Genomic DNA, 12,791 nt, shown 5'->3' with positions numbered 1-12,791 from the left:
ACATCTTAAATATACCTCTTTTTAGCTATTCGCTCCCATTAAATGCCTGCAAACAGGTATAAATACCTGTTTTTAAAATCACGTATTCCAGCGCTTATTTCCGCCTGCTGCCAAAAGCATCTTTGCTGAACATTCAGTACAAACAAAAAGCAGGTGTAAATCCCTGCTTAGATCTGTGAACCAATTAAATAAAACACATATGCCATCAAGCATTCCCTACGACCCATCCCTGGTGTTGGGCAACGTGGTTAGTCAGGCCAAACTAGACAACCTGGTCGCTATCAGTGCGCTGCAGGCGCCGGTAGACGCTGCTGAGGACACGCTCAATTCCTTCATTGCCCTGAAGCGAAGTATCGATATGACCGTACAGGAAATGATCAACATGCAAATTGATCCGGCCGATCTCATCAAAGAAAGCGAGGAGGTGGGTAACCAGATCAAAGCGGCGGCGACCGATTACGCCAAAGCAAAACTGGATGCCGAAAAAAGCATTCAACCATTGAAAGCAAAGATCCGCAGCCTTAACGATGAAGTGGAAAGTCCGATCGATTACAACAAGAGCCAGTTGAAGCAGATGGCCTTGGCCGCCGATTCGCTGAAAATGAACAGCCAGTATTTTGCTTTTGATGAGAACCAGCAAAGTTCGGCCACGCATGCAGCTACCGTTGCTGCATTCGTCAGCGAGCAGCTCAGCGTATTTGGCGATTCCTATGCTACGGAAGCCCGCACTTCTGCCCAGTCGCAAATGAATAGCCAGCATGCCCGGCATAGCATCGCCGGAACATTGGTGCTAAGCATTACCTGTACGCATAAAGACGCCCAGTTACTGGCGCCGTTGATCATTGATGTTGATAAAGCCATCCGGGTATGGAACCGCTTGTTTCCAGATGCGCTCATAAAAACGAATAGTATGGCCAGCATGGCGCAGATCGCCGCCGGGGCGGAAACGGCCCAGGAGAAATCATTTACGATCTTATCGGGCGCCACCTACGGTTCCTGTTTTATAGGGATGGTGCATGTGCTGAACACTACCGATACTTCCAGCACGGAGACCATGTACTCCATTGCTGAAAGCATCCAGGGCCAATTCAGTGTGGGCGGCTGGTTCGCTGCTGAGTCCGGCGGTTTTGGCGTTGACTCCAGCTTTTCCAGCGATGCCAAGAACCTGCTCAGCTCGCAGAAGATCTCCTCGCACTGTACACTCATTGCCATGGGCTCTATTCCTTCTATAAAATCGAACCAGGTGACCATGGCCGTTAAAGGCTTCACCGATGATGATGGCGCCAAATCGATGAGCGCTTTGCAGAAACTGCAAAATGCGACTGCCGACGACATTACCACCATCGATTCGGCTGCTGCCAATGCCCGCTCCGGCCAGCAGATGATCTCCATGCAAACGGCGAAGGTGAATGCCGTGCTCAGCGGGTTGAGCGATATCGATAATAATAACAATAAAATGCTCGACACCAATTCCATGATCGACGCCATGGAGGATTATATCAATAAATGTTTAAATGGGAATATCGGGGTGCCGATTAACTACTATACCAAACCGATCACCCGGTCACAGCTTGCGCAAATGTGGTTGCAAAAATACTATCCCAGCAAATGGAACCAGGCGGGAAAAGGGGATGACAGTGATAACAGTACAAGCGGCAGCAGTAACGGTACTAATGCCGGGGCCACTACATAGTTCAGTTATTCAGTTCATAAGTTATTCAGTTAAATCAATTATTAATCAATCAACCATAAAAAAATAGTTATGAATTACAGTAAAGTACAGTTCATTTCATGGGAAATAAATACAGGGCCGGTTCAGGAACCATGGCCTGGATATCCAACCTTGTTAAAAGGCTATTATCCCGGGATACGATTGAATGGCGCCAAAGACGATCGCCTGGATGTAAATTCTCAATGTGTGGATATCGAAGCGCGGATCGCATTTACAGCAAACGCTATCACCCAGGCGCATAAGCTGGCAGATGCCAGTGCGGATGTGCTGAAGATCTTTATGGCGCCTGAATTTTTATACCGCGGTGCGGGCGGCGCTTATTTGCATGACCTGATCAATGGTTGGCAGGGCGCTGCGCCGGCCGAGTTCAATCTGCTGGCTCCTTTTAATAATAAATGGGGCGGCTTGTTTGGAGGACTGCAAGCGCTGGCTGCCAATGACGATTATAAAAACTGGCTATTTGTGTTTGGGACTGCCATCAGTGCTTCCTTGCCAACCTTCAAAGACACTGATGGAAAATATTACCTGGATAGCAAAAAGCTGGGCGAGATCTATAACTCATCGCTTATTCAACTCGGCGGCAGCGGTAATACAGCTGCTCATTATGCCAGCCGTAAACATTATATTTCGGGGATCGACTTTCTGCAATGGTATACCCGTACCAATACCGTCCAGTACAAAGGCCATACGGTATTGCCTGCTGATCCAAAAACGCTGATCCCGGCCGATGTCTTAGGCGTGGCCGAAGGGGCTGCGGTATTCAACATCCCCAATGTGAACGACAGCAAAGGCAAAGCGATTGATTTTGGGATTGAGATCTGTCTCGATCATGCGAGCAGTGGAGGCAATGGCGCCAATGATTATGGCCGCCTGAGAACTGCCAACCAATATGTAAAGATCCAGCTGGTGCCTTCTGCCGGGATGGACCTTGTAGAAGATTCGATCCGCCTGCAACCAGCCGGTGGCCCAACCACCAATTCCTATGCATTCAATTGTGATGGCTTGAATAACCTGGTGCCTGACACCGAAGGTTGCCATACCCAGATATGGAATGGTGCAAATGGAGCGAAGGTACCGGTTACCAGCAGGTTATTTGAAACAAGCAATGGCGCACAGGTGGCAAATACCCAGGTAGCCCGGGTAGTATCAAATATAATGACGCCAGGGAATGGACAGATTGCCGATACCCAGCTCTGGAAATCCGGTGCAGGCAGCGTGCGCGTGATCAGGACCTTACCATTGTAATCATTCAATGTAAAACAATGACAATCCCATTCGATCATCCATCAATGGTCTTAGGTAATGTAGTAAACCCCCGGGTGCTGGAACTGATAAAGAAAGCCGGCAGCCTGCAAGCCAAACTGGATGCAGCACGCGAGAAAATGAATTCCCTCGTAATGATGAAAAGGAGCCTGGCCATGACTATTAATGAGCTCACCGATATGAATGTAGATGTAACTGAACTCAAAAACACCATTACCAATGTGGACGCTTCTGTTACGCAGGCAGCGACCGACTACATGACTGTATGTATCGAAACGCAGCAAGGCATTCAGGTATACAGGGAACAGATCAGTGCATTGGAGCCGGATGAGATGTTGGAAAGCCCGCTGGATTTTTCCCGCAGTTTGATCAAACAATTGCCTTTGTCGGCCGAGTCGCTGCAAATGGATGCCCAGTATTTCTCCTTTGGCAGCAACCTGCAGGATGATACGATGGCCAGCATTGAGAAATATATCAAAGAGTCAACGAGTAACCTGGGCAGTCAATCAGGTGAGCTCGCCAAATCGGCCGCTGCCCAGATCAACCGGCAGCGGCAAAATCATAACCTCGCTGGCACCCTGATCATTACCGCCAGCTGCAGACACCGGAATGTAGCCATCATAGAACCGCTTGTGCTGGATATCGACAAAGCCATAACCGTTTGGAACAACAGTAAAAATGGCGCAGCAGATACGATCGATACCAGTGACCCCGCCCTGTTGAAGCAACAGGCGGGGACTTCCACGGGAGCAGCGGCAAATAGCATGACGGTTTTGTCGGGTGTTGTCTATGGCTCAGGTTTTATTGGGATGGTGCACATGCTGCAATCCGATGCAACCGATAGCGGGCCAACAGAAACAGACACCACCCGGTTGCAGGAGAAATTGACACTGGGAGGCTGGCTGGAAAATGCATCGGGCGGCTTTGGGATCGATGCCTCAGTGATGAATGAGGTAAAGAAAATGCTGAGCACGCAGAAAGTGAATGCCCATATAAGTGTGATCGTTATGGGTGCTGTTCCTGCTATCAGCAGCAGCCAGGTAAAGCTGGGCCTGCGGCAGGTTTTAGCACCCGATGCAGAAAAAATGAACGAGTATTTATCGGCGTTATCGCAAGATACGGCGGCCACTGATTCTGTTGAGTCTGGGGCCGAGAAAGCCAAAATGGGAAACCGGCTCTTGCAAATGCAGAACGGCACCATGAAAACGGTGATCCGTTCACTGGGTGAAATAGACCAGGGTTCCAATAAGGTGCTCGATATCAATTCCCTCATGAATGCGTTTGAGAACTATCTGCTCATGATCAAAGAAAAAGAAAGCAGCGGTGTGCCCGTTCATTTCTATATAAAGAGTATTTCCAGACAGCAACTGATACAAGCGTGGATGGAAAAGTACTATCCGCAAAAGGAAACACCTGCTTCAGGTGGTGTTGATAAAACAACTGTATAATAGGATGCACATGTTCGTTCTGCTAAAGCGTATAATGAACTGGTTATTTGATATACAATTACTACAGGCCGTTCCCGTAGTGGCGGTAGTTGCAGGGTTGATATATCTCGTTTACCGGTGGCTTCAGCAAAAACAACAGCGCCGTAATTATACGGTTCTTAAACAACAGTTGGGCCGTGACCTGCATCGGTTAAGTGAATTGTATGCAAACGCATTACGTAAAGCCAGCCACTTGTTGCAGGAATATGTAAGAACAAAAGGAAGCCAACTGCAGGATGCTTTGCTGATCAATGATCAGGATGCGGTTGTCGTAGACCGGGGCGCTTACTTAAAAACGTATCATTCCTTGCTGGCCGATAAAGAAGCGCCGCGCTTTCTTACGATTTTATTGGATGTTTTATATGAAGTACAAACGCGCTGGCAGCAGCTGCAGCACATACAGGCTGGCTTTCACGGTGTTTATGGGAAAGCATATACGACCTATTATAACAATATCGCAGACCTGATGACGCTGAACGAAGAATTGAAAGAATATCTGCGGGGCAAAACCCTGAACCGGCAGTCAGCCGATTGGGTAAAGGGTTATTTTTCCATCTTTGATCAATGGCTGCGCAATGGCGCCAATAAAGACATGAGCGTATTACAGCAGGAGATCGTGCAGCAGCTATCTGATCTCAACAAGCGTCAGTCCGGGGTTGCGTTTGCCGCTAAAACCAATGACAAAGCGCATCAGTGTATACAGTCCTTTGAGACCATAACAGCTTTAGATAGCGAATATCTCAATACCCTGCAGCAATTCCAGCAAAGCAACAAAAGAGCGGCGCGGGTCATGGCTTTATTATCGGGCGAAAAAATGACGGAAATGACGCCATTGTACAAGGATAGTCCGGCGCCGGCAAAAGCAGTCTGGGTATTCGGGAAAAAAGAAAGAATGGCCGCATGGGCAGCGCTGTTGTTATTGGTCGTTGGTTGCTTCCTGGGTGGCCGGTTCACCGGCCAGCGGCAGCAGGCCGCGATGGCCGGTAATAACACCCCTGCAACGGTACCTAAAGACACGGTTCTGCAGCAACAAAGATCAGACCCCGTTCAACCCAAACCAACAGGCGCGGTATTGCCACCTGATTCAGTGGCTATGGTAAGCGGACTGGATATTTCAAAATACCAGGGTAACCTGTTGAAGGACCTGCCCCAACTCGACAACCTGCATTTTGTGATCTGCAAGGCAACGCAGGGTACTACGCTGATAGATGCCGAATTCAAATACAACTGGCAGCGCCTGCAAGAGCTAAAACTGGTAAGGGGCGCATATCATTTTTTTGTAGCCAACGATGATCCGGTACAACAGGCGCAGCATTTTTTACAAACAGTAGGTGCGTTGGCGAAAAACGATATTCCGCTGATCATTGATATTGAAGAGGGCAGTTTGACCGGGGCCGTCAATACCAATAAATTGCAAAATGATTTGCTACGGTGTTTGAAATATCTGCATCAGCATTCAGGCAGAGAGCCGGTGATCTATACCGACCTGTCGTTTGCGAATACTTATCTTCGGCAGCCTGCATTGGCAGACTATCCCTTATGGTTGGCTGAATACTCCCGGCGACCTGTTCCGGTATTACCGGAAACCTGGAAGGCGAAAGGAATTGTTTTTTGGCAGAAGAACGATACGCTGACGATCGATTCAAGAAAGAGTGATTTCGATGTTTTTGTTGGAAATGGAAGTGAATTTGCGAAATTTTTAACTCCCTAGCCTGATTGGCAGAGAACAATAAGCTGCCCTTGGAGTTGGGGGTTAGCCGGCCTTTTCAGCAAATCCGAGTATGTAACCATTAAGGTCTTTCAAATAAAATTCGTGCATACCGTACCATGCAGTTTTCAGATCGGTTATTTGCAGGCTTTTCTCTTTCATTTTTTGATGAAATTCTTTGATCCCCTTGACGTCCATATAAAATGAGACCGAGGCGCCGATAGGTAAACCCTGCGCAAAAACAACATCTTCCCTGAATGAGTCGGACCGCTGGAAAAAGATCTCTACATTATCCTTTTGCATCATTGCATAAACATATGATTTGTCTTCTGCAAAGGATTGTTCTATTCCGTCTTGTGATTCCGGAACGCACATCACCAGTTTGAAACCGAGAAGCGATTCGTAGTAAGCTACAGTTTCAATTACATCTTTTACTTCGAAATTTGGGGTGAGTTTCGTAATCTGCATTATAATCTTTTTTAATGATCGATAATGTAAAATTACTTACCGGATCTCGTTGTCAATTGTAAAAATCGGACGTTCTGGTTTTTGAACAGTTCGCGCGGTGTAGTGCCTGTGTGTTTCCTGATCTCTTTGATAAAATGTGACTGGTCAAAGAAATTATTATCAGGAAACAGGTTTCCTTTAGCAATCTCATGATAGGAAGCGTTGCATCGAACCACGTTTAGAAAGGTTTTTAGCGAAAAGCCAAACCGACTGGTAAAATACCGGTTGATCTGGCGACTGCTCCAAAAAACATTAGTGGCAAGTTCGTCGACAGTATGAATTGGCTTGTTGTAGACCAATTCAAACAGTTTAAGCTTTCTGTTGTCGATCTCTTGCAGGTGTTTGATGGAACTTTCCAAACGATTGGTTATTGCCAGGGCAAATTTGTCAAAATCATTGGTTTGGTACTTGTCAATATTCCAAAAGTGTAATGGCAGGGTTTTGCTTGTGTTGAGTATGCTCCTTATCTCGTGTTGAAACAAATATTCGGTTGCTAAAAGTTTGAAGCGAATGGCAAATAGTTTTGTTTGTTTTGAGATCTTTACATTTACCGGTTTTGTCCAAACGCCCGTTAACTTTACCCGGCTTAAAATTCCTTTTTCAAATGTTGCGATCAGATCGAAATAGCCATCAGGAATGATCGTGTGTTCAAGTTCAATGTCTGCTGTTTCATATTCCCAAAAACATTCAATAAAATTGGTCAAGAATCCTTTTGGTTTTATTTCCCTGTATTTCATGCTCAATTTCAGATGCCCATTCTTTGTTTTAACCCTTCAAACCTCGGATCTGCTTTCACCACTTTGTATGGCGGATATTCGATGAAGCAGGCTACGGGGCCCATTCTTTTATCGATGCATTCGTTGAGATAATGGAAGGTTTTGTCCAGGTCTCCAATGCCCAGCCACACCGCGGCAAGGTCACCATCCACCACGGAATCGGGTTCTTCCTGTTGTCTTTGTTCCAGCTTATGCACGCAATCCATGGCTTTATCCATCATCCCGCAACGTGCATAACAAACGCCCAAGCCCATCAGGCCTTTCAGCGGATGATTCGTGAGCCGGTGCACTTCTTCAAAGAGCACGAGGGCCGATTGCCAATCGCCCTTCATGCCAATCGCCCATGCTTTCAGTTCGATCGCACTGCGCATTTCGGGATTCATCTCCAGCAGCTTTTCAGCCTGTCGAATGGCGTCATCGAAACGCTCTTCAAAGATATACATCGTGCCCAGCGACCGGATGATCGTAGGAGAGAGGGGGTCGATCTGTTCAGCCTGCTCGAGCACTTTCACCGCCTTCGATTTTTCAGCTTTGGCAATATAATAAAAGCCCAGGAGGTCGTATGCTTCCACACGGCTGGGGTTCAGTTCAATAGCTTTTTGTAAGGCATCATATGCTTCCTGCCATTTCCATTCGTAATATAAATTGGCCATGGCTTTGGCAATATGCCCTTCGGCGATCGTATCATCGAGCTCAAGAGCTTTATCGGCATACTGGTGGCCGATCTCGAATGCGGTATGCGGGATCATTTGCCCCATCGATCCCAGCGCGCAATAGGTCTGCGCCACCATCGCATAGGCCTGGGCATAATCGGGTTCCAGGGCGATCGCCTGTTTAAAACATTCGATGGCTTTGCGGTTATCTGCCGGGGTGATCTTGTTCTTGAAGTGTAAACCTTTCAGGTAATGGGTATATGCCGTAATATTTTTGATGCTCGATTTAATGGTTGGTTTTTCGCGGGCAGTGAGATCTTCTTTCAGCTTATTGGCAATAATGCTGCTGATCTCATCCTGTACCTCAAAGATATCATCGAGCTTGCGGTCATAGGTTTCGCTCCAGATATGAAAACCATCGGCGGCATTGATGAGCTGGGCGGTGATCCGGACCCGGTTGCCCGCTTTGCGCACACTGCCTTCGAGGATCTTGTCAACGTTCAGTTGAATGGCAATGTCGCGAATGTCGTCATGTTTTCCCTTAAAGGCGAAGGCCGACGTGCGGGAGGTTACCTGCAGGCCGTTTACCCGGGTAAGGGCATTCAGCAGTTCTTCGGTAATGCCGTCGCTGAAATATTCATTGTCGGGATCAGCGCTCATATTTACAAAGGGCAGTACGGCCAGCCGGTTCACCGGGGCGGCTGTTTTACCCCGGACTTCATTGCGCCCGGGCACCACAATGCCATTGTTGGCTATGGCGAAAACCCTGACGGGCTGTTTGATATTCTTTAGTTCAAAATACCCCAATTCACGGGTTTGAATATGTTCCTGGTTGCGGATCTCGTCATACACTTTTTCTGACACAAAAACCCCACCGGGCACGGCCAGCGATTCGATGCGGGACGCCAGGTTAACGCCATCGCCGTAAATGGATTCTTCTTCGATGGTCACATCGCCGGTATGGATGCCGATGCGCAATTCCACCCGCGGCTCTTGTTGTAATTGCCGCTGAATGTCAATGGCGGCATGAACGCTATCGATGGCGCTGTTAAAAATGCTCAGGGAGCCGTCGCCATAATATTGTAAAATTTTACCATGGAACCGGGCGATGGTAGATTCCAGGACTTCTTTAAGCCGCTGGCGTTTACTGCGGGCCAGTTGTTCATTTTCCTGCATGAGGGCGGTATACCCTGTCATATCGGCAAATAATATAGCTGCAAGTTGACGCATAACAGCTGCAATTTAAGTAATCTCCGGCTAGTGGCGCGTAGGAAGTAGCCAGGGGGCGCTCCAAGGGCTTAATGGCGGGTGGGAATGGTGAATGGTCAATGGTGAATGGTGAATGGTGAATGGTCAATGGTGAATGCGCAATGGTGAAAGGTCAATGGTCAATGGTCAATAGGCAATGGTGAATAGAGGTCGCTGTCATTGCTGGTTAATGGTTAAACGGTAAGCAAACCTGCACTCTGTTATTTCTGAGCAAGCTGACAATTGGATGATCGCAAAAAAACCGGATGAATTTTTTGTAATCATAAAATATTGCCTTATTGAATTATCGAATTATCGAATTATCGAATTATCGAATTATCGAATTATCGAATTATCGAATTATCGAATTATCGAATTATCGAATTATCGAATTATCGAATTATCGAATTATCGAATTATCGAATTATCGAATTGTTGAATTAGCACATCAGCACATTAGCAAATCAGCACATTGATCTTTGGTTTTTATTCACATACGCATAGCTGGTATAGTTATTGAAAGGATGGGGCAGTTCTTGAAAATGCTTATATGCTAACGACAAATATGTACAAGCTGTATGCGATTTTTACGAACAGGCACATTGAGCAAACAATCCTTATAATATGAAGAAGATCCAGACCCGCTATCTATGGATAGCCGCATTTTTAGTTTTTGGAGCAGCCTGTAAGAAGAATACAGATGATGCTGATGTAAAAGAAAAAGACCCTTCGAAGATCAATGCAGTGGTTGATCATGTAGAGGAAATGAGAACTTTCATTGAAGACATCAGTGCGTATGCCCGGCAACAGAGGCCCGGTTTTCTCATCGTACCGCAGGATGGACTGCCCCTCTTGACCAACACGGGCGATTCCACCGGAACGCCGGATACTGCCTACCTGAATGCGATCAATGGGGTAGGACAGGAAGAAGTATATTATGGCTACGATAATCAAGACGATGTAGCTACGCCCAGCACTGCCCGCAATGCCTATCTGCGCATGTTGCGGCTGGCCGAAAGAAATGGCAAGCAGGCCCTGGTCACCGATTATTGTTATTCGCCAACAAAGATCACCAACTCGTACACCAACAATTTCAACAATGGTTTTATCTCCTATGTTGCTACGAGTCGCGAGTTGGACAATATTGCCACAACTACGCCGCATAATGTACATGCCGGTAACGTAAATTCCCTGGCTGATGCGAAGAATTTTCTCTACCTGATCAATCCGCATACCTATACCAGCAAGTCGCAATTCATAAAAAAGGTAGATTCTACGAATTTCGATGTGCTTATCCTGGACGGATTTTTTAACGATGATTCAGAACCGTTGACCTATAACGACGTTCAACTCTTAAAAACAAAAGCCAATGGCGGCCGGCGCCTGGTATTGGCCTATGTCGCTATCGGACATGCGGAAGATTATCGGGCTTACTGGAATCCTGACTGGTTAACGAATCCGCCCGCCTGGTTAGATATCGCAGAAGATGAAGATTGGGAGGGAAATTATATGGTACGTTACTGGATGCAGGATTGGAAGAATATTGTTTACGGTAACGATACATCTTATATAAAGCGGTTTACCAATGCAGGTTTCGATGGTGCTTACCTCGACCTGTATGATTACGAATATTGGGAAACGCATGATTAGGGTATAAACCCGAGGGGTGGAGCACGAAGATGTCTGACGTTTCACCATTAACACCAATATTCTTTTTGCATACATAGCCATGAACGTATCGCGATTCCGCCCCGGCGGAATGACTAACGGAGAACCCGCTGAACAGCGGGTTCTTTTAATTATCAGCGTATCATAGATGTATATGCTAAATAACCTAACGGATCGCATTTGCACGCTTTTGGCCTAAAACGACGCGCTTTTCGTCCAAAACGGCACAGTTATTTTTTATTAGGTTGTTTTTAACAGGATGATTAATTTTATTTTCAACCGGCTGTTTTTTTGTTATGTGGTTATGTGCCTAATTTGGTAACTAAAAACTAACGGAGAATTTGCCGGTCGATGATCAGGTAATGTATATTTGCATCACAGCACTCTCAAAAAAGACCTGCAACCATTTTAATAACCCAACCAAAACCTGTTTATGATTTGTAGTATGAAATCGCAACCTTATCGCTTTGCCACCCATTTTTCCAGTCAATCATTTTTCCAATTTATTTATTGAAGCGATCAGCTTTGCTGGCTAAACTGACAATGCTTTAGTTGTTCGGTTATTTATTGTATTTACCTCTCGTATTTCGAGAGCAGGGATCATATTTTCTAATTGTAAAACTCTAGTGTTTTATGAATCGCTTCCTTATGTTGCTTGTACTCACCTGTACGGGCCAGGCAATCTATGCCCAATATGTATACACGATCAAGGCTGATAGCGTGAAGATCACTAATACCTGTGATACAGCGGAGTTGATCATTGAGAATCACACCCAAAATGTGCCTGGCTTCTTATATAATAAAGGCAGAGGTCGCACAGAGTTCAGGCGCGGGGCGTTTGCCATCAATGATAGCCTTTATCTTATAGGTGACGATACGATCAACTTGTATAAAGGCCGGGTGAATGTAACGGCTTCGAATGGTTTACATGCTACTGACGGCCACGTGAAAATGGGCGGTGAATTGGTTGACATGGAAACGGATCTGAAGTTCCGGTTCACGGAAGAAGAGCTTTTTACCTCCAAGTGGTTCAGGATTAAATCGCATGATGACAATTCTTTCTTCCAGATTCAGGAAATGTATGAGGGGGAAGATCATAATGGGCAGCAATATAACCCCACTTCATTGGTTTTTCATTCCTGGACGCCTTATTCACATGCAGGTTTTGGGTGCGATCATACTGGTTTCGCGGCTACTGCGGGTGTACCGGGAAATGTGAATAAAGCAGTAAGGTTTGATACTGTTGCTTTGCAGGTGATCAATGGGCGTATCACGGTTGGTTTCCCGGGCGGAGGTCCTCATTACAGTCTTGGCAGAGCATGGTTGCAGATTGCCGCCGGAACTTCTGCTCCCGGTACCGCCGCCATGAAATTTGCACCTGGCGCATTACTCACTAACATAGAAAATGATGCAGTGGAATACGATGGCTCTGATCTGTACTTAACAGCAGGTTCCGTTCGGTACAAACTCGCAAAAATGCTCGACGGCCAGTTGACTACCAGTTTTGGCGGCCCTTCTTTAAGCGCCTTCAATTCAGTTACTACCACGCTCTCTGTTAATGGGGCAAGACCAGGGGATGTGGTGAACGTAAGCGCTAACAACGGCGCGGTTAATCCCCCTTCCATAATAGTCACTGCATATGTAACATCCAATAATACGGTAACGCTGCAGGCATACAATGCCAGCAACAGCGCAGTAACAATTGCGTCTGATACGTATAAAGTGAGGGTAATCAAATAATAATTTAAC

9 protein-coding genes are annotated in these 12,791 nt (G+C 46.4%); 6 read left to right on the top strand and 3 right to left on the bottom strand.

The annotated features are described in order from the left end of the window. The first annotated feature begins 199 nt into the window (after positions 1-199). From JT717_RS17600 to JT717_RS17585, 4 genes are all read left to right on the top strand, one after another. Positions 200-1,693, top strand: coding sequence for a hypothetical protein (locus JT717_RS17600; RefSeq protein ID WP_205511928.1), 1,494 nt, complete (start codon positions 200-202; stop codon positions 1,691-1,693). Between the two features lie 69 nt (positions 1,694-1,762). Next, positions 1,763-2,977, top strand: a complete 1,215-nt coding sequence (locus JT717_RS17595) for a hypothetical protein (RefSeq protein ID WP_205511925.1) — start codon at positions 1,763-1,765, stop codon at positions 2,975-2,977. Between the two features lie 17 nt (positions 2,978-2,994). Continuing rightward, positions 2,995-4,443: a hypothetical protein gene (locus JT717_RS17590; RefSeq protein ID WP_205511922.1), complete on the top strand. Its 1,449-nt coding sequence runs from the start codon at positions 2,995-2,997 to the stop codon at positions 4,441-4,443. 34 nt (positions 4,444-4,477) lie between these two features. Continuing rightward, positions 4,478-6,193, top strand: coding sequence for a GH25 family lysozyme (locus JT717_RS17585; RefSeq protein ID WP_205511919.1), 1,716 nt, complete (start codon positions 4,478-4,480; stop codon positions 6,191-6,193). Between the two features lie 42 nt (positions 6,194-6,235). On the opposite strand, the gene JT717_RS17580 is transcribed toward JT717_RS17585, so the two are convergent. Genes JT717_RS17580 through JT717_RS17570 form a run of 3 tightly spaced genes read right to left on the bottom strand, consistent with a single transcriptional unit; the run spans position 6,236 to position 9,356 of the window. Beyond that, positions 6,236-6,658: a VOC family protein gene (locus tag JT717_RS17580; RefSeq protein WP_205511916.1), complete on the bottom strand. Its 423-nt coding sequence runs from the start codon at positions 6,656-6,658 to the stop codon at positions 6,236-6,238. 32 nt (positions 6,659-6,690) lie between these two features. After that, the gene (locus JT717_RS17575) at positions 6,691-7,434 is read right to left on the bottom strand and encodes a DUF6597 domain-containing transcriptional factor (protein WP_369411714.1); all 744 of its coding nucleotides are present in this window, start codon (positions 7,432-7,434) and stop codon (positions 6,691-6,693) included. 8 nt (positions 7,435-7,442) lie between these two features. Next, complete coding sequence (locus JT717_RS17570; protein ID WP_205511911.1) at positions 7,443-9,356, bottom strand: adenylate/guanylate cyclase domain-containing protein; 1,914 nt, start codon at positions 9,354-9,356, stop codon at positions 7,443-7,445. A gap of 642 nt (positions 9,357-9,998) precedes the next feature. On the opposite strand from JT717_RS17570, the gene JT717_RS17565 reads away from it, so the two are divergent. Both JT717_RS17565 and JT717_RS28430 read left to right on the top strand, forming a co-directional pair. Further along, complete coding sequence (locus JT717_RS17565) at positions 9,999-11,024, top strand: endo alpha-1,4 polygalactosaminidase (protein ID WP_205511908.1); 1,026 nt, start codon at positions 9,999-10,001, stop codon at positions 11,022-11,024. A gap of 651 nt (positions 11,025-11,675) precedes the next feature. Then, a complete protein-coding gene (locus JT717_RS28430) occupies positions 11,676-12,782 on the top strand; it encodes a hypothetical protein (protein WP_240348191.1) in 1,107 nt (368 codons plus the stop codon). Positions 12,783-12,791: the final 9 nt, after the last annotated feature.

It is taken from the genome of Longitalea arenae (assembly GCF_016924755.1).
Lineage (GTDB): Bacteria > Bacteroidota > Bacteroidia > Chitinophagales > Chitinophagaceae > Niastella > Niastella arenae.
Note: the sequence above shows the minus strand (reverse complement) of the source record. Positions and strands in the feature narration are given on the sequence as shown.